The 20,873-nt window shown below is 70.1% G+C and carries 24 protein-coding genes and 1 riboswitch; of the genes, 11 read left to right on the top strand and 13 right to left on the bottom strand.

Annotated elements, in window-relative coordinates:
* Positions 1-10: 10 nt before the first annotated feature.
* A complete protein-coding gene (locus ACIA5G_RS31575) occupies positions 11-1,072 on the bottom strand; it encodes a cobalamin-independent methionine synthase II family protein (protein ID WP_395929760.1) in 1,062 nt (353 codons plus the stop codon).
* Between the two features lie 290 nt (positions 1,073-1,362).
* Here ACIA5G_RS31575 and ACIA5G_RS31570 point away from each other — a divergent pair, with 290 nt between their 5' ends.
* Both ACIA5G_RS31570 and ACIA5G_RS31565 read left to right on the top strand, forming a co-directional pair.
* A complete protein-coding gene (locus ACIA5G_RS31570; protein ID WP_395929758.1) occupies positions 1,363-1,626 on the top strand; it encodes a DUF3040 domain-containing protein in 264 nt (87 codons plus the stop codon).
* A 14-nt stretch (positions 1,627-1,640) separates the two neighbouring features.
* Positions 1,641-2,666, top strand: a complete 1,026-nt coding sequence (locus tag ACIA5G_RS31565) for a DNA polymerase IV (RefSeq protein ID WP_395929756.1) — start codon at positions 1,641-1,643, stop codon at positions 2,664-2,666.
* Here ACIA5G_RS31565 and ACIA5G_RS31560 read toward each other — a convergent pair.
* Positions 2,663-3,322: a TetR/AcrR family transcriptional regulator gene (locus ACIA5G_RS31560; RefSeq protein WP_395929754.1), complete on the bottom strand. Its 660-nt coding sequence runs from the start codon at positions 3,320-3,322 to the stop codon at positions 2,663-2,665. The genes ACIA5G_RS31565 and ACIA5G_RS31560 overlap by 4 nt on opposite strands.
* 86 nt (positions 3,323-3,408) lie before the next feature.
* On the opposite strand from ACIA5G_RS31560, the gene ACIA5G_RS31555 reads away from it, so the two are divergent.
* The 5 genes from ACIA5G_RS31555 to ACIA5G_RS31535 all read left to right on the top strand — a co-directional run bounded on the left by ACIA5G_RS31555 (position 3,409) and on the right by ACIA5G_RS31535 (position 7,449).
* Positions 3,409-4,299 (top strand): diiron oxygenase, encoded by an 891-nt coding sequence (locus tag ACIA5G_RS31555; protein WP_395929752.1) that lies wholly within the window; start codon positions 3,409-3,411, stop codon positions 4,297-4,299.
* Between the two features lie 58 nt (positions 4,300-4,357).
* Positions 4,358-5,053 carry a hypothetical protein gene (locus ACIA5G_RS31550; RefSeq protein ID WP_395929749.1) on the top strand — a complete coding sequence of 232 codons (696 nt, stop codon included), beginning with the start codon at positions 4,358-4,360 and terminating at the stop codon, positions 5,051-5,053.
* On the top strand, positions 5,050-5,532 hold the full coding sequence (locus ACIA5G_RS31545; RefSeq protein WP_395929747.1) for a GNAT family N-acetyltransferase: 483 nt from the start codon (positions 5,050-5,052) through the stop codon (positions 5,530-5,532). Before ACIA5G_RS31550 ends, ACIA5G_RS31545 begins: the two co-directional genes overlap by 4 nt.
* 31 nt (positions 5,533-5,563) lie before the next feature.
* A riboswitch (S-adenosyl-L-homocysteine riboswitch) is annotated at positions 5,564-5,640 on the top strand.
* A 71-nt stretch (positions 5,641-5,711) separates the two neighbouring features.
* The gene (gene ahcY / locus ACIA5G_RS31540; protein ID WP_395929745.1) at positions 5,712-7,172 is read left to right on the top strand and encodes an adenosylhomocysteinase; all 1,461 of its coding nucleotides are present in this window, start codon (positions 5,712-5,714) and stop codon (positions 7,170-7,172) included.
* A gap of 121 nt (positions 7,173-7,293) precedes the next feature.
* Complete coding sequence (locus ACIA5G_RS31535; RefSeq protein WP_247052228.1) at positions 7,294-7,449, top strand: hypothetical protein; 156 nt, start codon at positions 7,294-7,296, stop codon at positions 7,447-7,449.
* 29 nt (positions 7,450-7,478) lie between these two features.
* Here ACIA5G_RS31535 and ACIA5G_RS31530 read toward each other — a convergent pair whose 3' ends face one another.
* From ACIA5G_RS31530 to ACIA5G_RS31490, 9 genes are all read right to left on the bottom strand, one after another.
* Positions 7,479-8,135: a cation transporter gene (locus ACIA5G_RS31530; RefSeq protein WP_395929742.1), complete on the bottom strand. Its 657-nt coding sequence runs from the start codon at positions 8,133-8,135 to the stop codon at positions 7,479-7,481.
* The gene (locus tag ACIA5G_RS31525) at positions 8,132-8,464 is read right to left on the bottom strand and encodes an ArsR/SmtB family transcription factor (protein ID WP_395929740.1); all 333 of its coding nucleotides are present in this window, start codon (positions 8,462-8,464) and stop codon (positions 8,132-8,134) included. Before ACIA5G_RS31525 ends, ACIA5G_RS31530 begins: the two co-directional genes overlap by 4 nt.
* Before the next feature lie 243 nt (positions 8,465-8,707).
* Positions 8,708-8,917: a hypothetical protein gene (locus ACIA5G_RS31520; RefSeq protein WP_395930326.1), complete on the bottom strand. Its 210-nt coding sequence runs from the start codon at positions 8,915-8,917 to the stop codon at positions 8,708-8,710.
* Positions 8,918-9,038: 121 nt separating this feature from the next.
* Entirely contained in the window at positions 9,039-9,926 is an 888-nt protein-coding gene (locus tag ACIA5G_RS31515; RefSeq protein ID WP_395929738.1) for a Ku protein, read from the bottom strand.
* An 85-nt stretch (positions 9,927-10,011) separates the two neighbouring features.
* Positions 10,012-11,238 (bottom strand): styrene monooxygenase/indole monooxygenase family protein, encoded by a 1,227-nt coding sequence (locus tag ACIA5G_RS31510; RefSeq protein WP_395929736.1) that lies wholly within the window; start codon positions 11,236-11,238, stop codon positions 10,012-10,014.
* Positions 11,239-11,264: 26 nt separating this feature from the next.
* Entirely contained in the window at positions 11,265-11,885 is a 621-nt protein-coding gene (locus ACIA5G_RS31505) for a GTP-binding protein (RefSeq protein WP_395929734.1), read from the bottom strand.
* Entirely contained in the window at positions 11,860-12,249 is a 390-nt protein-coding gene (locus ACIA5G_RS31500) for a DUF742 domain-containing protein (RefSeq protein WP_395929733.1), read from the bottom strand. Before ACIA5G_RS31500 ends, ACIA5G_RS31505 begins: the two co-directional genes overlap by 26 nt.
* Positions 12,250-12,254: 5 nt before the next feature.
* Positions 12,255-12,692, bottom strand: coding sequence for a roadblock/LC7 domain-containing protein (locus ACIA5G_RS31495; RefSeq protein WP_395929731.1), 438 nt, complete (start codon positions 12,690-12,692; stop codon positions 12,255-12,257).
* Entirely contained in the window at positions 12,689-13,927 is a 1,239-nt protein-coding gene (locus tag ACIA5G_RS31490) for a sensor histidine kinase (protein ID WP_395929729.1), read from the bottom strand. The genes ACIA5G_RS31495 and ACIA5G_RS31490 overlap by 4 nt, the downstream gene beginning before the upstream one ends.
* A gap of 349 nt (positions 13,928-14,276) precedes the next feature.
* Here ACIA5G_RS31490 and ACIA5G_RS31485 point away from each other — a divergent pair, with 349 nt between their 5' ends.
* The 4 genes from ACIA5G_RS31485 to ACIA5G_RS31470 all read left to right on the top strand — a co-directional run bounded on the left by ACIA5G_RS31485 (position 14,277) and on the right by ACIA5G_RS31470 (position 19,890).
* Positions 14,277-14,942 (top strand): TetR/AcrR family transcriptional regulator, encoded by a 666-nt coding sequence (locus ACIA5G_RS31485; protein WP_395929726.1) that lies wholly within the window; start codon positions 14,277-14,279, stop codon positions 14,940-14,942.
* Positions 14,936-16,669, top strand: coding sequence for an ABC transporter ATP-binding protein (locus ACIA5G_RS31480; protein ID WP_395929724.1), 1,734 nt, complete (start codon positions 14,936-14,938; stop codon positions 16,667-16,669). The genes ACIA5G_RS31485 and ACIA5G_RS31480 overlap by 7 nt, the downstream gene beginning before the upstream one ends.
* Positions 16,666-18,669, top strand: a complete 2,004-nt coding sequence (locus ACIA5G_RS31475; RefSeq protein WP_395929722.1) for an ABC transporter ATP-binding protein — start codon at positions 16,666-16,668, stop codon at positions 18,667-18,669. The genes ACIA5G_RS31480 and ACIA5G_RS31475 overlap by 4 nt, the downstream gene beginning before the upstream one ends.
* Positions 18,670-18,825: 156 nt before the next feature.
* The gene (locus tag ACIA5G_RS31470; protein WP_395929720.1) at positions 18,826-19,890 is read left to right on the top strand and encodes a DNA polymerase ligase N-terminal domain-containing protein; all 1,065 of its coding nucleotides are present in this window, start codon (positions 18,826-18,828) and stop codon (positions 19,888-19,890) included.
* Here ACIA5G_RS31470 and ACIA5G_RS31465 read toward each other — a convergent pair.
* The gene (locus tag ACIA5G_RS31465) at positions 19,880-20,200 is read right to left on the bottom strand and encodes an SPW repeat protein (RefSeq protein ID WP_395929718.1); all 321 of its coding nucleotides are present in this window, start codon (positions 20,198-20,200) and stop codon (positions 19,880-19,882) included. The two genes, ACIA5G_RS31470 and ACIA5G_RS31465, sit on opposite strands and share 11 nt — an antisense overlap.
* A gap of 81 nt (positions 20,201-20,281) precedes the next feature.
* Positions 20,282-20,791 carry a hypothetical protein gene (locus ACIA5G_RS31460; RefSeq protein WP_395929716.1) on the bottom strand — a complete coding sequence of 170 codons (510 nt, stop codon included), beginning with the start codon at positions 20,789-20,791 and terminating at the stop codon, positions 20,282-20,284.
* Positions 20,792-20,873: the final 82 nt, after the last annotated feature.

The raw sequence follows: 20,873 nt of genomic DNA, 5'->3' as shown, positions 1-20,873 counted from the left end.
CTCAGAACCGTCAGCCCAGCTTCTCGGCCGCCAGGCGGGTGCCTTCGACGCGGGCCCTGATCTTCGCGAACGCGATGTCGCGCGACGTCGACGTGTCGTCGGCGAACGGGGAGAACCCGCAGTCGTCACACGTGCCGAGGCGGTCGGCCGGCAGGAACCTGGCCGCGTTGAGGACCCGGTCGCGGACCTCTTCCGGGGTCTCCACGCGCGGGTCGATCGGGTCGATGACGCCGACGAAGATCCGCTGGTCCGCCTTGAGGTGGTCGGCGATGACGCGCAGCGCGCGGTCCGGGTCGGCCTCGCTGGCCATCTGCACGAAGAACCGGCCGGCCTTCAGGTCGAGCAACGCCGGCAGCAGGTCCGCGTAGTCGACGTCGAGGCTGTGCACCGAGTCCTGGTCACCGCCCGGGCAGGTGTGGACGCCGATCTTCGCGCGCTCTTCCGCGGTGAACCGGTCGAGCACCGCGTTGTTGAGGTCGACGAACTGCCGCAGCAGCCCGCCGGACGGGTCGAGCTTGAGCGACAGCCGCCCCTCGGTGAAGTCGATCTGCACGCTGTCCGCGCCCGCGTCGAGACTGCCCCGGATGTCCGCCTCGGCTTCGTTGACCAGGTCGGCGACGAACTGCTCCTGCGAGTACCCGTCGATGCCGTCGGCGGGGTAGATCAGCGAGACGGCGGACGCGGCGATCACGGCCTGCTTGACCGGCTTGCCGGTGAGCTCCTTGGCGCGCGTCAGGTAGGAGTCCGCGTGCGTGGCGTAGCGGAACGGGCCCGCGGTCAGCCGCGGCAGCTGCCGGGTGTGGCCGTCGGCGAACGGGATCACCACCCCGTCGGGCGCCAGGGCGGTCAGGCCGGCCAGCGGGTACGTCGCGAAGCTCGGCTTGCCCTGCTCGCCGTCGGTCAGCACCGGGGAGCCGGTCTCCTCGAACCGGCTGATCGTGTCGGCCAGCGCGCGGCTTTCCAGCGCCGCGAGCGCGGCGGCGTCGATCCGGCCGGCGGCGAACTCACCGAGGCCTTCGACGAGGTAGTCCGGGCGCGGGATGCTGCCGATCGGTTCGGTGGGCAAGGTCATCGAGTCCTCCCGCTGCTCGAAGGGCCTGACCGGCCGCACCCCGGCGCGAAGGAAGGAACCGGTCACCCGTCCCAACGGCCGCCCGTGCGGGCGTCCCCTCCGTCGTCCGGACTGTGACCGGCCACGTTCAGGGGGCAACGTAACGTGGCCGAACCCGGTTACGGAGCGCAGATCACCCGGACGGCCCAGCAAAAAGCACAAAATGAGAAGGCGTTCGGCGGTTCGTCGGCGCGACTATTGGGTATTCGCTCTGGCGATACGGCGGGTTCGGCGCCGAAGGAGTACCCCCGATGCTCAGTCACCACGACCGCACCGAGCTCGCGAAGATCGAACGCGACCTCGAGCTCAGCGACCCCGACCTGGCCACCGCCCTGCGCGAGGGCCGGCGCCGGAAACCGCGCGGCCTCCGGACCGCGCTGCTGATCGCCCTCGACGTCGCGGCCGTGACCCTGCTGGTCGTCGGGCTGGTGCTGCCCGATCCCGGGGTCACGCTCTGCGGGATCCTCGCCCTCACCGGCACCGTCTGGACCCACGTGGCGCGGCACAAGATCTGAGGCAGACTGGGCCCGTGAAGTGGGTCCTGCACGTCGACCTCGACCAGTTCATCGCCGCGGTCGAGATCGCCCGCCACCCGGAGCTGCGCGGGAAGCCGGTGGTGGTCGGCGGCAACGGCGACCCTGCCGAACGTGCCGTCGTCGCGACCGCGTCGTACGAGGCCCGCGAGTTCGGGATCCAGTCCGGCATTCCGCTGCGGACGGCGGCGAAACGCTGTCCGGACGCCGTGTTCCTGCCCAGCGACCCGCCGGCGTACCTCGAAGTGTCGGAGCACGTGATGGCGACGTTGCGGGAGTTCCCCGTCGTCGTCGAGGTGCTCGGCTGGGACGAGGCGTTCCTCGGGGCCGAGGCCGACGACCCGGAAGCCCTGGCCGTCTCGATCCGGGAAGCCGTCGCACGGGAGACCGGGCTGTCGTGCGCGGTCGGGATCGGCGACAACAAGCTGCGGGCCAAGCTCGCCACCGGCTTCGGCAAGCCGGGCGGGATCTTCCGGCTGACGCAGGAGAACTGGTGGGACGTGATGGCCGCGCGCCCGACCGACGCGCTCTGGGGCATCGGCGGCAAGACGGCGAAGAAGCTCGCCGAACTGGGCATCAGCACGGTCCTCGACCTGGCCGGCGCGGACCCGGCCGAGCTGGCCGCGCGGTTCGGCCCCAAGACCGGCCCGTGGCTGCGGCTGCTCGGCGGCGGTATCAGCGACGCCGACGTCAGCGCGACGCCGTACGTGGCCCGCTCCCGCAGCCGCGAGACGACCTTCCAGCACGACCTGACGGACCCGGCCGAGATGGCGGCCGAGGTGTCGGCCCTGGCGAAGCGCGTCACGCAGGACGTCCTCGAGGAGGGCCGGCCGGCGGCGCGGGTGGCGGTCAAGGTGCGGTTCGTGCCGTTCATGACGCACACGCACAGCGTCACCCTGCCGGAGCCGACGTCGGACGCGGCCGAGATCGACCGGGCGGCGCGGGAGGTGCTCGGCATGTTCGAGCTGACCCGCGCGGTGCGGTTGCTGGGCGTGCGGGCCGAGTTCCGGCGCGAGGACTAAAGCGCTTCCGGCAGCGGCAACGGCCGGTCCGGGTCCAGCTCCACGCCGCCCGCCCGCAGGGTGTGGTCGAGCATCGCCCAGATCGTGCCCGTCAGCTGGTCCGTCAGCTGCGCCAGGCTGAGCGTGCCCGGGTGGTCGAGCCAGCGGGTCGTGGCGGACTCGACGTAGCCGACCAGGCCGAACGCGATCGTGTCCGCGGGCGCCGGGTCCAGCCCGAAGGCGGCCAGGTAGCCGGTGAACAGCCGGCTCAGGTGCCGCGCGATCGTGCCGCGGACGTCGGTGCGGGCCTCCGGGGTGCCGGGCAGCGTCCGGGCCAGGTAGCGGTGCAGGTGGGCGTGCTCGGTGAGCCAGCGCAGGTGCGTCGAGATCACCGTGGAGATCATCCCGTTCGGCGAGCCCTCGGGGTGCCAGAGCGGCCGGAGCTCCGCCGTGACGAGCTCCGCGGCCCGTTCGGCGATCGCGCGCTGGAGGTCGGCCGCGCCGTTGAAGTGCCGGTACAGGCGGGTGCGGGCGACGCCGGCGCGCTCGGCGATCTGCTCGGTCGAGACGTCCGGGCCGTGCTCGGCGATGGCCGCCAGCGCGGCGTCGACGAACTCCGCGCGCCGCCGCTCCTGCTGCCCGGCCCAGCGCGCCGCCCGTCCGTCCACCTTGGTCACGGCGAAAGCCTACTCAGGGCCCGCGGGGCGGTGTACGCTCCCGAAGTAGCTAGTACATCGCGTACCCCCTACTTTTGGAGGCCGCCATGGGCGTCGAGGCCCAGGATCGGGACGTCACCGCGGCTCGCCTGCTCAAGAGCTCCGCGAAGAACTCCTACGACCCGTACGTCGACATCGACTGGGCCGCGCCGCTCGCCGAGGGCAAGGCGTACATGCCGCTCGAGCGCGTCTCCCTCTACGGCACGGACCTCTGGGCGAAGCTGACGCCGGAGCAGCGGATCGAGCTGTCCAAGCACGAGATCGCCAGCATCATGAGCGTCGGCCTGTGGTTCGAGATCGTGCTGATGCAGCTGCTGGCCCGGTACGTCTTCGACCTCGACGCGCGCACCGAGCACGCGCAGTACGCGATGACCGAGATCGGCGACGAGACCCGGCACTCGGTGATGTTCGCCCGCACCGCCGACCGGCTCGGGGTGCCGCGCTACGGCGTCCCGAAGGTGGTGCACCGCGCGGCGAAGGTGTTCGGCGCGACCGCCGCCGGGCCGTCGATGTTCGCCAGCGTGCTGGTCGCCGAGGAGACCACCGACCGGCTGCAGCGGTCGATGATGGACGACGACGGCATCCAGCCGCTGATCCGCTCGGTCAACCGCATCCACGTGGTCGAAGAGGCCCGGCACGTCCGGTTCGCCAAGGAAGAAGTGCTGCGCGAGACGCCGAAACTGTCGAAGGCGGCGCTGCAGCGGCACCGGCTGCGGACCGCGCTCGTCGCCTTCGGCGTCATCGACAGCATGGTCGACCCGCGGATCTACCGCAGCGTCGGGATCGACGCGCGCGAGGGCCGGGCCGCGGCGCTCGCGAACCCGCACTTCCACGAGACGCGACGCTGGATGGCCGCGAAGATCGTGCCGTTCCTCCGCGACGCGGGGCTGATCGGCGGCCGCTCCGAAGGCATTTGGCGGCGCGCGCATCTCATCTGAGTCCCTGTCCGTGAAATTCCCTTCCCGCCGGATGTCGGGTTCCGCCAGGATTCCCGGGGTGACCGAAGACTTCCCGCGGGAGCACCCGCCCGAGCCGGCACCGGGGCCCGCGCAGCCGCCGCCCGGGCCGCGCCGCCCGTTGCTCGCGCGGCCGGTGGTCACCGGCCTGATCGGCGTCCTCGTCGGCGCGTTCCTGGTCGGGGTGCCGTGGCTGACGCTGAGCCTGTTCGGCGACGAGCCGAGCGGACGCACGCTGAGCGCGCCCGCCGCCCTCGGCGGGCTGAGCCGGGCCCAGGAGGCGATCGCGAAGCTCGACAAGGTGAAGGGCCAGACCCAGATCGACCGGATCGACAAGACCGACCGGGAGACGGCCGGCCGCGTGTCGGCGGCTTACGGCGGGGCGGGCGCGGTCGTGCAGCAGTACCAGGACGACCGGTTGCAGCGCGGGTTCCAGCTGATCGCCGTCCGCGCGCCGTCACCCGAACTGGTGGCGCCCTACGAGGACGTCCAGGCGCTGGGCCTGGCCGCGCCGAGCACCGAGCTCGTCCGCGTCGGCCCCGTGCAGTGCCTGGTGCACAACGACCCGGCGCCGGCCGGGACGACACCGGACCCGGACCGGTCCTTCGTCACGAACTGCCAGCGCACCGGCGCGAACCTGACCGTCACGCTGCGCGTCCTCAGCTCCGAAGGCAACCACGACCCGCAGGAGCTCGCCGGGATCGTCGAGCAGGCCTGGCGGGAGCTCGGCGAGTGACGACCGTCCGGCTCGCCCGCGCCGAAGACGAGGCCGTGCTCGCGAAGCTCGACGAGCGCACCTGGACGCCGGCCTTCTCCCCCGCTCCCCCGCCACCGGCCGGCACGCCGTTCTTCGACGACGGCACCCGGCCCGGGAACGTCCTCGTCGCGGAGCACGAGGGTGCGGTCGCCGGCTACGTGCGGCTGGACGAAGGGTTCGGCATCCCCGCCCACCGGCACGTGCTGGTGATCGGCGGGCTCGCCGTCGACCCGGACCGGCGGCGGCTCGGCATCGCGCGCCGGCTCGTCGACGCCGCGGTGGCCGAGGCCCGCCGGCGGGGCGCCCGGAAGCTGACGCTGCGCGTGCTGGGTCACAACACCGGCGCGCGAAGGCTTTACGAGCGGTGTGGTTTTGTCGTGGAAGGCGTGTTACGAGCGGAATTCCGGGTCGACGGCGAGGACGTCGACGACGTTCTCATGGCTCGCCCGCTCGCTTGACAGCTTCCCGGCGGTTTTGCCATCCTGGTTCCGGGCCGAGAGGCGCTGCGACGGAACTCCTTCCGCCACGCTCGGCCCGGACCACGACTCCAAGGGCGCCTCCCGCGAGGGAGGTGCCTTTTGTTGTTCTCGAGTGCCTCTCGAGCGTTCCGCAACCGAACTCTGGAGTGCACCGAAGAATGAGCGACAAACTCACCCACCGCAACGGCCTCGACTTCGCCGTCGCCGACCTCTCCCTGGCCGAAGCCGGCCGCACCCAGCTGCGCCTGGCCGAGCACGAGATGCCCGGCCTGATGGCCATCCGCCGCGAGTACGCCGCCGCGCAGCCGCTGAAGGGCGCCCGCGTCGCCGGGTCGCTGCACATGACCGTCCAGACCGCCGTGCTCATCGAGACCCTGGTCGCGCTCGGCGCCGAGGTGCGCTGGGTGTCCTGCAACATCTTCTCCACCCAGGACGAGGCCGCCGCCGCGGTCGTCGTCGGCCCGGACGGCACCGCCGACGCCCCGGCGGGCACCCCGGTCTTCGCCTGGAAGGGCGAAACGCTCGAAGAGTACTGGTGGTGCACCGACCAGCTCTTCGCCTTCTCCGGCGGCCAGGCGCCGAACATGATCCTCGACGACGGCGGTGACGCCACCCTGCTCGTCCACAAGGGAGTCGAGTTCGAAGCCGCGGGCGCGGTGCCGCAACCGTCCGAAGAGGACCCGGAGGAGTACCGGATCGTCCTCGAGACCCTGCGCACCAGCCTGACCCGCGACGGCGACCGCTTCACGCGGATGGCCAAGGAGATCCGCGGTGTCACCGAGGAGACGACCAACGGCGTCAAGCGGCTCTACAAGCTCGCCAAGGACGGCGAGCTGCTCTTCCCCGCGATGAACGTCAACGACTCCGTGACGAAGTCCAAGTTCGACAACAAGTACGGCATCCGGCACTCACTGGTCGACGGCCTCAACCGCGCCACCGACGTGATGATCGGCGGCAAGCGTGTCCTCGTCTGCGGGTACGGCGACGTCGGCAAGGGCGCGGTCGAAGCGCTGCGCGGCCAGGGCGCGCGCGTCGCGGTCACCGAGATCGACCCGATCTGCGCGCTGCAGGCCGCGATGGACGGCATCGACGTGGTCGAGCTGGAGGATGTCGTCGAGACCAGCGACATCTTCATCACGACCACCGGCAACTACGGCATCATCTCCGCCGAGCAGATGAGCCGGATGAAGCACAACGCGATCGTCGCGAACGTCGGTCACTTCGACAACGAGATCGACATGGCCGGGCTGGCGAAGCTGCCGGGCGTGGTGAAGAGCGAGATCAAGCCGCAGGTGCACGAGTGGACGTTCCCGGACGGCCACGCGATCATCGTGCTCTCCGAGGGCCGCCTGATGAACCTCGGCAACGCGACCGGGCACCCGTCCTTCGTGATGTCGAACTCGTTCACCAACCAGGCCATCGCGCAGATCGAGCTGTTCACCAAGCCCGGCGAGTACCCCACCGACGTCCACCGGCTGCCGAAGCACCTGGACGAGAAGGTGGCCCGCCTGCACCTCGACGCCCTCGGTGTGAAACTCACCAAGCTGACCAAGGAACAGGCGGAGTACATCGGCGTCGACGTCGAAGGCCCGTACAAGCTCGACCACTACCGGTACTGATCCGAAGTTGCTCCATTTGCCGCAGTTTGGGACATCCGGAAACTGGCCATCCTCCGGACGAGAGCGCATCCGCCCGGACGGCACGGAGCCGGGCCGGGTCTCGTGCGAAGGAGTGTGTCAAGTGATCGTCCTCGGTGTTATTTTGCTGGTCATCGGGTTCATCGTCGGTATTCCGGTGCTGTACACCATCGGTATCGTGCTGGCTGTCGCCGGCGTGGCGCTGGCCATCCTCGGTGGCACCGGCCGCAAGATCGGCGGCCGCGCGCACTGGTACTGATCCCGTGACCCTCGCCACGGCCTGGCGCGTCAGCAGCAATGCTGGCCGCGCCAGGCCGTTCGGCCTTCTTTTGCGGCCACCACAGCAATCGCGAGCGCCACGACCGGGTCGGCCCACCACCAGCCGGCCAGTGCGTTGAGCAGCAACCCCGCCAGCAGCACCGCGGAAAGGTAAGTGCAGAGCAAAGTCTGCCGCGAATCCGCGACCGCGCTGGCGGAACCCAGTTCCCGCCCGGCCCGGCGCTGCGCCGCGGAGAGGGTGGGCATCACCACGAGCGAAACCGCCGCGAGCACGATTCCGGTCCGGGAAGTTTCCGGCGCCGTGCCGGCGAAGAACGTTTCGACGGCTTCGAACGTGACATAAATCGCGAGCGCGAAGAAAGAAATCGAGATCACCTTCAGCGCGCGCCGTTCGCGGGCTTCCGGGTCGGCACCGGAAAACTGCCACGCGACCGCGACCGCCGAAGCGACTTCGATCACCGAATCCAGCCCGAAGCCGATCAGCGCGCCCGACGAGGCCGCGGTTCCGGCCGCCAGCGCGACAACGGCTTCGACGACGTTGTAGGTGATCGTCGCCGCCACGAGCAGCCGGACGCGGCGCACCAGCGCCGCGCGGCGATCCTGCGCCACCGCGGGTGACGCGCAGCAGCCGTCGGCACACGTGTTCACAACCGGTTCGAGGTTCATCGCGCCGGCACCGGCTCGTCTTCGCAGTCTTCGCGCGGTTCGACCGCCAGCACGACCTGGACGAGCTCCCGCAGCGCACGCGCCAGGTGCGCGTCGGCGATCTCGTACCGCACCTGACGGCCTTCGTAGCCCGCCACGACGAGCCCGCAGCCACGCAGGCACGACAGGTGGTTCGAGACGTTCGACCGGCTCAACCCGAGCTCGCCGGCGAGGCGCCCGGGATAGGCGGGGCCGTCGAGCAGCGCGGTGAGGATCCGGCAGCGCGTCGGATCGGACAGGGCGCGCCCGATCCGGGCCAGCGCCGCCTCTCGCGTCTCACAGGTCACCATGCGGTGAACTGTACATCGACCGCTGACATATCCACTAGGGACACCGCGGAAATTAAAGGGTCCTCCGGCTCCGAGGGGGAGGGAGAGCCGAAGGACCCCGTTAGTGTTAGCACATCGCCAAGCCCGTGTACACAGCTGCATACACGATCGTGTTACGGCCTTGACGCCTTCCTGACGCCGTGAAGGCCTCCCCGGCTGGCGGTGACGCCCGGCGGGGAGGCCTTCACGGTCCTGGCGGGAGGCTCAGGAAACCTGGCGCAGCAGCGGTTTTCCCGGCGCGGCCGCACAGCTGCACCCGCTGCCGACGGTGTGGCAGTCGACGATCAGCCCGTGCCGCACGCGGTCGGTGTCCCCGCAGGACGGATCCGAGCACTCGGCGAATCCGCCTTCCGGGTGCACCACCAGCGTCCCGTGGCAGTGATCGATCCCCGCGTCACAAGAAGCGCATTGCATGACCGGCCCGCCTTCCCGCGATCGGTGTGCTCGCACCTCTTGGTACCACCGGGAAGCGGGCGGGCGTCGCAAAGGGACGGCGTGTCGGCACAACCACCCGTCCGGGGCGGCGACAGTGGGCTCAAGCGGACTTCGGCGCCCGCTTGCGGGCCGCCGGCTTCTTCTTCGCCGGCTTCTCGTCCTCATCGGACTCGTCCGCCGTGGACTCCGCCGACGCCTTCGCCGGCTCGCGGGACTTCTTAGCCGCGTCCACACTGGCCTGCAGCGCCGCCATCAGGTCGACGACGTCGGCCTTGGCGGTGACCGCCGCGGGCTTGGTCGTCTCCTCCCCCGCGACCTTGGCCTCGATCATCTCCTCGAGCGCCTCGCGGTAGTGGTCGTGGTACTTCTCCGGCTCGAACACCGGCTCGGCCAGCGAGTCGATCAGCGACCCCGCCATCGACAGCTCCTGCGGCCGGATCTGCGGCGGGTCGTCCCGCAGGAACGGGAAGTCCGGCTCGCGGACCTCGTCCGGCCACAGCATCGTCGTCATCACCAGCACGTCGGCGTGCACGCGCAGCACCGCCATGCTCTCCCGCTGCCGCACGGCGACCTTGGCCACGGCCACCTGGCTCGACTTGTGCAGCGCGTCGCGCAGCACGATGTAGGGCTTCACCGCGTTCTTCTGCGGCTCCAGGTAGTACGTCCGGTCGTACTGGATCGGGTCGATCGACTCCAGCGGGACGAACTCCAGCACGTCGATCGTGCGCTGTGAGGACAGCGGCAGCTCCGCCATCTCGGCGTCGGTGATCACGACCATCTCGCCGTCGGGCAGCTCGTAGCCCTTGGCGATCTCGGCGTACGGCACCTCCTGGCCGTCGACCGTGCAGAACCGCTTGTACTGGATGCGGCCGCCGTCGGCCTCGTGCACCTGCCGGAGGGAGACGTTCTTGTTCTCGGTGGCCGCGTACATCTGGATCGGGATGGACACCAGCCCGAAGGACACCGAGCCTTTCCACATCGCCCGCATGCCACGCACCTCCGAGATCGCCTTCACGCTACGTAGTTACCGTAGCCCGAATCGTCCCCCGGCGACAGTGCACCGCGCCCGCGATCTAGACCTCTGCCAGGTACTTCTCCCAAAGTGCCGGATCCATGAACCAGTGCTGGAAATCGGTGGGATCGGTGAACCCGTTGGCGAACCGCTTGGCCACGGCCGGGTTCTGGCCCGCAACGCCGAGGATCTGGAGCACGTGCGGGGGCGGCGGCTGGAGCAGCGCGTTGGTCCACTCGGTGACGTGACGGGCGTACTCCCAGTAGCGCTCGAACGTGGCGTCCATCCACGCCGCGTCGTACGGCCGGTCGCCGTGCTCCACGATCGCGTCGAGGTAGGTCGCCGCGCAGTGGCCGGCATTGTTCGACCCCTGGCCGGTGATCGGGTCGTTCGCCACGACGACGTCGGCCATGCCCAGCACGATCGCCCCGCCGGGCAGCGTGCCGACCGGGTTGCGGACGACGGGCGTGTACCCGCCTGCCAGGGTCGCCTTGGCGTCGGTCAGCTCGGCGTCGCGGCAACGCTCGTACTCCCACGGCACGAACTGCCGCATCAGGTCGAGGATGCGCACGAAGTGCTCGGCCGGGCCGGGCCGGTCGTCGAAGCAGTCGAGCGGCCCGCCGGGAACCCCTTCGAAGAAGAGGATGTCGCAGTTCCCGGTGAGGGTGTACGCCGGGATCATGAACAGCTCGCCGACCCCGGGGACGATGTTGAACCGCACCGCCATCTTGTCCGGGTGCTCCGGCCGCGGGCGCACGCCGTGGGCGTAGGCCAGCGAAAGCGCGCGCATCGGCTTCGTGTACGGCGACCGCTCGGGCACCCGGTCGAACAGCTGGACCAGCTCACCCTTGCCGGCCGAGATGATCACCAGGTCGTAGAGGCGGGCCAGGGCGTCCAGTTCGGACGTCATCACGCCGTGGATCACGAGCTTGCCGCCGCGGTCCTCGAACAGCTCGAGCCAGCCGGCCATCTTGACCCGCTGGTCGACCGACTGCGCGATGTGGTCCAGCTCGGCGAACCAGTCGAGCGCCCGCCCGCCGTCCGGCGCGGCCACGGAGACGCCGAGGCCTTCGACGTTCACCGTGTCGGCTTCCCACTGGTTGATGCCGAGGTCCCGCTCGTGCTGCAGCGCGTCGTGGAACATGCACTGCGTCGACATCACGCGCCCGGTCCGGATCTCCTCCGGCGTCCGCGCGGACATCACCGTGACGTCGTAGTCCGCGGCCAGCAGCCCGAGGGCCAGCTGCAGGCCGGACTGCCCGGCGCCCACGATCAGGACCTTGCGCATGGAGCTCTTCTCCTCCGGAATTCGGCTCAGGCGTGCGGAGCGCTGCCGGCCAGCTCACGCGGGCCGGACAGCACGGCGAGCGACAGCGTGTGGCTGACCAGCTCGGTCAGTGCGGCGATGGTCGACGCGCGGTCCCGCGCGTCGCAGGTGATCAAGGGGACGTTCGGGTCGAGCGCCAGCGCGTCGCGCACCTCGTCGAGGTCGTGCACCGGCTTGCCCTCGAACTGGTTGACCGCCACGACGAACGGCAGCTCGGAGTCGTTCTCGAAGTAGTTGATCGCCGCGAACGACTCGTCGATCCGGCTGGTGTCGACCAGCACGACCGCGCCGAGCGCACCCCGGCTCAGGTCGTCCCAGAGGAACCAGAACCGCGCCTGGCCCGGCGTGCCGAACAGGTACAGCAACAGGTCCGGGCGCAACGTGATCCGGCCGAAGTCCATCGCGACGGTCGTGGTCGACTTGCCGCCGGGCGGGATGTCGTCGACCCCTTCCCCGGCTTCGGTCATCCACGCCTCGTTGCTCATCGGCGGCACTTCCGACACCGCGCCGACGAACGTGGTCTTGCCGACACCGAAGCCCCCGGCGACGACGATCTTCGCGGAGATCGTCAGCAGATCGCCCTCAGGCGGGGAGCCGCTTGAGCCCATCAAGGATCCTCTCGAGCACGTTGGTGTCGTGGTGGTAGGCGTGCGCGGTGGGGTGGACGAACACCGCGCCCTGCGAGGCGAGGTCGCCGATCAGCACCCGCACCACGCCCAGCGGCAGGTCCAGCCCGACCGACAGCTCGGCGATCGAGCAGCGCGTCCGCGCGCGTTCGTAGAGCGAGCGGGACTCGGGCATGAGCGTGTCGCTCAGCGCCGGGTCGTACTGCGGGACCGACACCAGCGTCTCCACCAGCAGCTGGTGGCGGGTGCTGGTGCGGCCGCCGGTGAGCGCGTACGCGCGGATCCGGCGGCTGCGCCGCGGCAAGGCGGTGTCCTTCTCGGACACAGGAATCACATCCTCGGGCATACCCATCACACCCGGGGCCGGCGCGCGGTGAGCACCTGGCGCAGTTCGGCGCGCACCTCGGGGGTGAGCGCGTGGCCGGCGTTGGTGATGAACTGGGTCATCTCGTAGGCGACCACCTTCATGTCCGCCTCGCCCGAGGTCAGCACCGCGAGCCCGGCACCGGAACCGATGCCCATGAAGAGGAAGTAGCCGTGGGTGAGCCGGATGATGATCTGCTCGCAGGCGCCCTTCCCGAACAGCGCCGCGCTGTTGCCGGCCAGCGAGAGCAGGCCGCTGGCGATCGCCGCGAGCTGCTCGGCCTCGGCTTCGGCGACCGAGTCGGACGCGGTCAGCGGGAAGCCGTCCACACTCATGATCAGCGCGTGGCTGACCCCGTGGACCTTGCGCACGAAGTCGTCGAGCAGCCAGGCGAAGTTCGCCGGGGCCGGGTGGGGGGCGCTCACGAAGCGGTTCCTCCGGGCGTCTCGTCCTGCTGGGTGCGGTTTTCGGCGAGCGCCGCCTGCTCGCCGTCGGCGAAGGCGCCGAGGTCGGCGAGCAGCTGCTCGTGCCCGGAGCCGGCCGGGGCCGGCGGGGGCGGTGGTGGTTCGGGGGCGGCGCCGCGGATGCTGCCGGGCACCCGGCGCGGCAGGCCGTTGGCCGTCGTCCCGCCGGAGACCTGCTCGAGCGGCCGGGGGCTGGGCTTGCGCGGCGCGGGCGCGGGCTCCTCCCGCGGGAAGGCGCCCGGGCGGCGGCGCGGCAGGCTGCCGACGGCGACCGGCTCACCGTCGGCCCCGGGCTTGGCCGGCTCGATGGTGACGGTCCGGGTGCCCGACCACGCGTGCTCGGCGAGTTCGGTGACGATCCCGGTCGGCAGCAGCACGGTGGCCACCGTGCCGTGCGGGCTGCGCCGGTCGAGCCGCACGGTGACACCGTGGCGGGCGGCGAGCCGGGACACCACGGCGAGTCCCATGTGCCGCGCCGCGGCGTCGTCGAGGTCTCCCCCGGCGGCCAGGCGCGCGTTGAGGCCTTCGACACGGTCGGCGGGGATGCCGATGCCCTCGTCCTCGATCCGGACGAGCACGCTGCCCTGCTCGGTCAGGTGGGCGCTGACGTTCACCGGCGAGCTCGGGGAGGACTGGTTGGCGGCGTTGTCGAACAGCTCCGCCAGCACGCGGCCGAGGTCTTCGGCGGCGAACCCGACCACGCCGAGGTTGATCACGCGGCCGATGGTGATCCGGGCGTAGTGGTCGATCGAGGACATCGCCTCGCGCATGAGGTCGAGGACCGAGGTGGCGCGGGCGGCGCCGTCGGCGGTGTCCTGCCCGGCCAGCACGCGCAGGTTCTCGGCGTTGCGGCGCAGCCGGGTGGCGAGGTGGTCGAGCTGGTAGAGCTCCGAGAGGCGGTGGTGGTCCTCCTCCCCCGCCTCGAGCTCTTCCAGGCGCGCGAGGAGCTGGTCGAGCAAGTTCAGGTCACGCAGGGCGACACTGGCGCAGATCTCGGCCAGCACGGCGTCGTCCGCCGGCGGCGATGGGATCTCCTGGGCCGGCTCGGCCGGCGGCAGCTCCGCGATCGCCGGGCCCGCCGCGGGCGCGTACCCGGGATGCTTCGGGGGCGCGATGAGGAACTGCGCGGCGGCGACCCGCGAGCGGTCCAGCAGGACGCGTGATCGATCCAGGATTTCCCGGGCCCGGCTCGCCATGTGGTCCCACTTCTTCCTTGCTCAGGTTCGGAAACAGTGCACTGCGCCGACCCCCGGGCGGCGATGCCGGACATGGAAGCAGAAAGCTTTGTCAGATGTCCACAGCCGGTTCCCGCGCGATCGCGGCCCGTGAGCGGATTTTCGGACCGTTGCTGCTGGTGAGCGCAGCGGACTAGGCCAATCGGCTCATTTTTGCAAGTTGCGTGTCGCAACGGAGCGCACACGGCAGCCGATATCGCAGCCGACGAGGGAACTCACGGCGAAATCCCAGGCAGTGTCCGTTTCGTCCCAAATTTGCGGGGCACGCAACTTTTTGCGTGCCCCGCAAGTTTTTCGCTACACTCCGTTCATGCCGCCGGACGAACCACCGAAGCTCACGCTGCGGGAACGCAAGAAGCGCGAGGCCCGCCGGGCCCTCGCGCAGGCCGCGTTGCGGCTCGCGATGGACCGCGGACTGGAGAACGTGCGGGTGGAGGACATCGCCGCCGAGGTCGGTGTCTCGCCCCGCACATTCAACAACTACTTCTCCAGCAAGGAGCAGGCGGTCTGCTCGATGGTCGTCGACCGCCACGAGGGGATGCGCGAAGCGCTGCTCGCCCGGCCGGAGGGCGAGCCGCTCTGGGAGTCCGTCAAGCAGGCGGTGCTCCACCAATATTCGCGTGAGGGCGAGCCGGATCGCGCGTATGTTGCGCGTATCCGGGAGCTGATGGGCCAGCTCATGCTGCGCGGCGAGTTCCTCAACGCGCACGCGGCGGTCGAACGCGTCCTCGCCGAGACCATCGCGAAGCGGGCGGGCGGGGCGGACCACCTGCTGTGCCGGCTGATGGCTTCCTCGGTGGAAAGCGCCGTCCGCGTCGCCTTCGTCAACTGGTTCATGACCGAAGGCGAGCCGTTCCTGCCGACCCTGGAACGGCTGCTCGACGAACTCGCCACGGGGATGCCCACCCTGACCGGCGGCACCGCACCGAATCCCGGACCGAACACCACCACCGCACTGGGGGAACCGTTGTGCTAGTCAAGCTCCTGCGCAGTCACCTGCGCCCGTACAAGGGGACGCTGTGGGCGATCGTCGTCCTGCAGCTGGTGCAGACGATCGCCATGCTCTACCTGCCGACGCTGAACGCCGACATCGTCGACAACGGCCTGATCAAGGGCGACATGGACTACATCCTGCGGGTCGGCGCGATGATGCTCGTCGTCACGCTGGCCCAGATCGCCGGCTCGATCGGCGCGGTCTACTACGGCGCCCGCACGGCGATGGCGGTCGGCCGCGACATCCGCGCCGGCGTCTTCCACCGCGTGCAGGACTTCTCCGCCCGCGAGGTCGGCCAGTTCGGCACGCCGTCGCTGATCACCCGCACCACCAACGACGTCCAGCAGGTCCAGATGCTGGTGCTGATGACGCTGATCCTGATGGTGTCGGCGCCGATCATGTGCATCGGCGGCATCATCCTGGCGCTCAACCTCGACGTGCCGCTCTCCTCGCTGCTGCTGGTGATCGTGCCGATCCTGGCGATCGCGGTCGGGCTGATCATCGCCAAGATGCGGCCCGCCTTCCGGCTGATGCAGGAGCGGATCGACCGGATCAACCAGATCCTGCGCGAGCAGATCATGGGCATCCGCGTCATCCGCGCGTTCGTCCGGGACAAGCACGAACGGCAGCGCTTCGACGTCGCCAACGACGAGCTGCTCACCGTGTCGCTGCGGGTCGGCCGGCTGATGGCGCTGATGTTCCCGATCGTGATGCTGGTGATGAACGCATCCAGCGTCGCGGTGCTGTGGTTCGGCGGGCAGCGCATCGACTCCGGCAGCATGCAGATCGGCGCCATGACGGCGTTCCTGTCCTACCTGCTGCAGATCCTGATGGCGGTCATGATGGCCACCTTCATGTTCATGATGGTGCCGCGCGCGGAGGTCAGCGCCGAGCGCATCTCCGAGGTGCTCGACACCGAGTCGAGCGTCCGGCCGCCGGTGACGCCGATCCGGCCCGGCACCGTGCACGGGCACCTGGAGCTGTCCGGGGTCGAGTTCCGCTACCCCGGCGCGGAAAAGCCGGTGCTGTGCGACATCTCGCTGATCGGGCGGCCGGGTGAGACCACCGCCGTGATCGGGTCGACGGGTACCGGCAAGACCACGCTGCTCAACCTGATCCCGCGGCTGATGGACGCCACTCAGGGCACGGTGAAGGTGGACGGCGTCGACGTCCGCGACCTCGACCCCGACGTGCTCGCCCGCGCGGTCGGGCTGGTGCCGCAGAAGCCGTACCTGTTCGCCGGCACGATCGCGACCAACCTGCGTTACGGCAACCCGGACGCCACCGACGAAGAACTGTGGCACGCGCTGGAAGTGGCGCAGGGCAAGGACTTCGTCGAAGCGATGACCGAAGGGCTGGACGCACCGATCGCCCAGGGCGGCACGAACGTCTCGGGCGGGCAGCGGCAGCGGCTTGCGATCGCCCGGATGCTGGTGCACAAGCCGGAGATCTACCTCTTCGACGACTCGTTCTCCGCGCTCGACTACGCGACCGACGCGGCCCTGCGCCGCGCGCTGGTGCCGGAAACCGCCGACGCCACGGTGGTCATCGTCGCGCAGCGGGTCAGCACCATCCGGGGCGCCGACCGCATCATCGTCCTCGACGAGGGCCGCGTCGTCGGCACCGGAACCCATCACGAACTCATGGACGGCAACGAAACCTACCGGGAGATCGTGCTGTCCCAGCTGACCGAACAGGAGGCGGCGTGAGCACCACGGAAGAGTCCGCCGTCACCGAGGCCGGGGAACGGCCCACCGCCGAGCGGCAGAAGAACACCGGGGCCGCGACCGCGGGCCCGGGACGCTGGATGGCCGGCGGCGCGCCGCCGGAGAAGGCACTGGACTTCAAGGGGTCCTTGAAGCGGCTGCTGCGCATGCTGGCGCCGCAGCGGGCGGCCCTCGTCGGCGTGCTCGTGCTGGGTGCGGCGAGTGTCGCGCTGACCGTGATCGGGCCGAAGATCCTCGGCCAGGCCACCGACGCGATCCTGGCCGGCGTGCTCGGCAAGCAGGTGCCGCCGGGCGTCACGAAGGAGCAGGTCGTCGCCGGGCTGCGGGCCCGCGGCGACAGCACGCTCGCCGACATCTACAGCCGCGTCGACCTGGTGCCCGGTGTCGGCATCAACTTCGACAAGGTCGGCCAGATCCTGCTGACCGTGCTGGCCCTGTTCGTCATCGCGTCGTTCTTCGGGCTGATCCAGGCCCGCCTGACCACGACGCTGGTGCAGCAGGCGGTGTACCGGCTGCGCCAGGACGTCGAGGACAAGTTCGCGCGGCTGCCGCTGAAGTACTTCGACCGCCAGCCGCGCGGTGAGGTGCTCAGCCGGGTCACCAACGACATCGACAACCTGGCGCAGTCGCTGCAGCAGACGCTGTCCCAGATCGTCGCGTCGCTGCTGACCGTGATCGGCGTGCTGATCATGATGTTCCTGATCTCGCCGCTGCTGGCGCTGATCGCGCTGCTCACGGTGCCGCTGTCGGCGGTCGTGGCGGCGAAGATCGGCAAGCGGGCGCAGCCGAACTTCATCAAGCAGTGGTCGACGACCGGGAAGCTCAACGCACACGTCGAGGAGATGTACACCGGGCACTCGCTGGTCAAGGTGTTCGGCCGCCGCGACGAGTCCGCCGCGATCTTCGACAAGCAGAACGAAACGCTGTACCAGGCGAGCTTCCGGGCGCAGTTCATCTCCGGCATGATCCAGCCGGCGATGATGTTCATCGGCAACCTGAGCTACGTGCTGGTGGCCGTGATCGGCGCACTGCGCGTCGCTTCGGGCAGCCTCACCCTCGGTGAGGTGCAGGCGTTCATCCAGTACTCGCGCCAGTTCAGCCAGCCGGTGACGCAGATCGCCAGCATGGCGAACCTGCTGCAGTCCGGTGTCGCCTCGGCCGAGCGGGTGTTCGCGCTGCTCGACGCCGAGGAGCAGGAGCCCGAGCCCGCCGATCCCGAGCGGCCTTCACCGGTGCGCGGGCGCGTCGAGTTCCAGGACGCCTCCTTCCGCTACCTGGCGGACAAGCCGCTGATCGAGGACCTGTCGCTGACCGTGGAACCCGGTCAGACGGTCGCGATCGTCGGCCCGACCGGCGCCGGGAAGACGACGCTGGTCAACCTGCTCATGCGGTTCTACGAGCTCGACGGCGGCCGGATCACGCTCGACGGCGTCGACATCGCGAAGATGAACCGCGAGGAGCTGCGCGACCAGACCGGCATGGTGCTGCAGGACGCGTGGTTGTTCGGCGGCACGATCGCGGAGAACATCGCCTACGGCGCCGACGACCCGAGCCGCGAGGAAATCATCGAAGCGGCAACGGCGACGTACGTCGACAGGTTCGTCCGCACCCTGCCGGACGGCTACGAGACGGTGCTCGACGACGAGGGCGGCACGGTCAGCGCGGGCGAGAAGCAGCTGATCACGGTGGCGCGCGCGTTCCTGGCCAAGCCGGTGATCCTGATCCTCGACGAGGCGACCAGCTCGGTCGACACCCGCACCGAGGTGCTCATCCAGCGGGCGATGAACTCGTTGCGGAGCGGGCGAACCAGCTTCGTCATCGCCCACCGCCTGTCGACGATCCGCGACGCCGACGTGATCCTGGTGATGGAGCACGGCCGGATCGTGGAGCAGGGCGACCACGAGACGCTGCTCCACAGCGGCGGCGCTTATGCGCGGCTGTATGCGGCTCAGTTCGCGGAAGCCATGGCGGAGACGGACTGACGATTGTTGCCCGTGAAGGCCTCCTTACCGGCTCTTATGGCCGGGAAGGGGGCCTTCACGGCTTTCCGGCGACCTCGAAAGCCGCGCCGCCGTCCGGGCCATTGCCGTTCCCCGGTATCCTGGACGCTCCCGAGCGGAAGGGGTACCGGGCCGGCGATGGCGGACAAACTCTCCGAGTACCGCGGCAAGCGTGGCAAGGACCGCACCCCCGAACCCTGGCCGGACGGCCCGCCGGAGCCCGGCGACGACGATCTCTTCGTCATCCAGGAACACCACGCCACCCGGCTGCACTGGGACTTCCGGTTCGAGCGGGACGGCGTGCTCGTGTCGTGGGCCGTGCCGAAGGGCCTGCCGCTCACTCCCGGTGTCAACCGGCTCGCAGTGCACACCGAAGACCATCCGATGGAGTACCTCACCTTCGCGGGCGAGATCCCCGCCGGTGAGTACGGCGGCGGCACGATGACCGTGTGGGACACCGGGAAGTACGACACCCTGCACTGGAACGACCACAAGGTCGAGGTCGTCTTCCACGGCGAGCGGGCGCGCGGCAAGTACGTCTTCTTCAACCGCCACAACGGTGACGACGACCGTGACTGGACGCTGCGGCGCCTCGACCCGGCCGAGCCGGGGCACGAGGACGCGCCGGAGTTCCTCGAGCCGATGACGGCGGCGCCGGGTGACCTGCCCGCCGACGACGACGCGTGGGCCTACGAGTTCGCCTGGGGTGGCCTGCGCACGATGATGCAGGTCTCCGGCGGCCGCGTCACCCTTCACGATGACACCGGCGCCGACGTCACCGGCCGCTACCCCGAGCTGCACAAGCTCGGCGAGGAGTTCGGCTCGACGGAAGTCCTGCTGGACGGCGAGGTCGTCGTGGTCAAGGACGGCAAGCCCTACCCCGACGGGCTCGAAGAACGCCGGCGGGCCGACGGCGCCGCCGCGAAACGGCTCAAGACCAGCTGCCCGGTCTTCTACTTCGCTTCCGACGTCCTGCACTTCGACGGCAAGCCGACGCTCGACCTGCCCTACACCGACCGCCGGGAACTGCTGGACGGCCTGGCCGTGACCGACCGCCACTGGCAGGTGCCGCGCTACTTCTCCGGCGGTGGTGAGGCCGTCGCCGGCGCGAGCCGCCAGCACGGCCTGCCCGGCATCGTCGCCAAACACGCGGAATCCCCGTACCGGCCGGGTGAAGCCGGCTGGCTGCTGGTCAAGAACTAGCCGGCGCCACACCCGCCACCGCGCCGGCGACGACGTTGCCGACCAGCGCGGCCGTCGACGGCTGGGTCTCCCCCGCCTGTCGCAGCAGCCACGGCGAAAGCGCGGCCCACGCGCCGAGGACCGGGACCACCCAGCCGATCAGCGACAGCCGCCGCGTGGCGGTGCGGGTGATCGCGAACGCCACCAGGACCAGACCGACCAGCGTGTTGCTCAGCGCAAGCACACCCGCGCCGCCGAAACCGGCGATCCTGGGGGCGAGCACGAGGTAGATACCGGCCAGGAGCACAAAACCCGCCGCCGCGCCGATCATCGCGGTTCACGCCCGGGCGTCGCGGTGCGTAACCGGGACCTGCCCGCAGCCCTCGGAACGGGCAGGTCCCGGCCGGAAAGCTCAGCAGCCGCAGGTGTAGTACGTGATGTCCCAGTGGTTGCCCTCGTCGCAGTAGAGGTTGCCGGAGCCGGCCTTCCACTGCGGGTAGCCGTCGCCGCGCAGGCCGGCGTAGGCGAAGGAGTTCTTGATGTAGCTGTCGATGCAGCTGTTGTGCGAGATGTCCACCTTGTAGCCGTTGTAGTGGCTGTAGGTGCCCGACGCGTGCCCGACCTCGGTGCCGCCGGTGATGTTGATCGCGCAGCCGCTCGCCCGCTTCAGCGTGATCACGCCGGTGACGGTGGTCTGGTTGATCTGCTCGTAGGACGTGCAGGTCGAGTTCGACCTGGTGGTGCAGCCGCCGCTGGACGAGTGGGTCACCCCGGCCGCGGACAGCTGTGACGCGGCCGCCGACTGGCTGAGCTTGGTGACCTCGACCTCCGCCGAAGCGGTTCCGATGGTGGCGAAAACCACCGTCGCGGCCGAAGCGGTCAGCCCCACCGCCGCCCGCACGAGCATCCGTTGTCCCGACATGACTTGCCTCCTCGGTACGTCGATCCGATGGGCGGCAGCCAAATGCGGACGGCCATAACTTCGCCAAACGACGCGGCCGCGG

The sequence above is a fragment of the Amycolatopsis sp. NPDC051758 genome, from assembly GCF_044453095.1.
Taxonomy (GTDB): Bacteria; Actinomycetota; Actinomycetes; order Mycobacteriales; family Pseudonocardiaceae; genus Amycolatopsis.
Note: the sequence above shows the minus strand (reverse complement) of the source record. Positions and strands in the feature narration are given on the sequence as shown.

Excerpts from the sequence above, each read along its gene's own strand:
- ACIA5G_RS31575 (WP_395929760.1), bottom strand. The coding sequence starts at position 1,072 with ATGACCTTGCCCACCGAACCGATCGGCAGCATCCCGCGCCCGGACTAC.
- ACIA5G_RS31570 (WP_395929758.1), top strand. The coding sequence starts at position 1,363 with ATGCTCAGTCACCACGACCGCACCGAGCTCGCGAAGATCGAACGCGAC.
- ACIA5G_RS31555 (WP_395929752.1), top strand. The coding sequence starts at position 3,409 with ATGGGCGTCGAGGCCCAGGATCGGGACGTCACCGCGGCTCGCCTGCTC.
- ahcY (WP_395929745.1), top strand. The coding sequence starts at position 5,712 with ATGAGCGACAAACTCACCCACCGCAACGGCCTCGACTTCGCCGTCGCC.
- ACIA5G_RS31530 (WP_395929742.1), bottom strand. The coding sequence starts at position 8,135 with ATGAACCTCGAACCGGTTGTGAACACGTGTGCCGACGGCTGCTGCGCG.
- ACIA5G_RS31525 (WP_395929740.1), bottom strand. The coding sequence starts at position 8,464 with ATGGTGACCTGTGAGACGCGAGAGGCGGCGCTGGCCCGGATCGGGCGC.
- ACIA5G_RS31520 (WP_395930326.1), bottom strand. The coding sequence starts at position 8,917 with ATGCAATGCGCTTCTTGTGACGCGGGGATCGATCACTGCCACGGGACG.
- ACIA5G_RS31515 (WP_395929738.1), bottom strand. The coding sequence starts at position 9,926 with ATGCGGGCGATGTGGAAAGGCTCGGTGTCCTTCGGGCTGGTGTCCATC.
- ACIA5G_RS31510 (WP_395929736.1), bottom strand. The coding sequence starts at position 11,238 with ATGCGCAAGGTCCTGATCGTGGGCGCCGGGCAGTCCGGCCTGCAGCTG.
- ACIA5G_RS31505 (WP_395929734.1), bottom strand. The coding sequence starts at position 11,885 with ATGGGCTCAAGCGGCTCCCCGCCTGAGGGCGATCTGCTGACGATCTCC.
- ACIA5G_RS31500 (WP_395929733.1), bottom strand. The coding sequence starts at position 12,249 with ATGCCCGAGGATGTGATTCCTGTGTCCGAGAAGGACACCGCCTTGCCG.
- ACIA5G_RS31490 (WP_395929729.1), bottom strand. The coding sequence starts at position 13,927 with ATGGCGAGCCGGGCCCGGGAAATCCTGGATCGATCACGCGTCCTGCTG.
- ACIA5G_RS31485 (WP_395929726.1), top strand. The coding sequence starts at position 14,277 with ATGCCGCCGGACGAACCACCGAAGCTCACGCTGCGGGAACGCAAGAAG.
- ACIA5G_RS31470 (WP_395929720.1), top strand. The coding sequence starts at position 18,826 with ATGGCGGACAAACTCTCCGAGTACCGCGGCAAGCGTGGCAAGGACCGC.
- ACIA5G_RS31465 (WP_395929718.1), bottom strand. The coding sequence starts at position 20,200 with ATGATCGGCGCGGCGGCGGGTTTTGTGCTCCTGGCCGGTATCTACCTC.
- ACIA5G_RS31460 (WP_395929716.1), bottom strand. The coding sequence starts at position 20,791 with ATGTCGGGACAACGGATGCTCGTGCGGGCGGCGGTGGGGCTGACCGCT.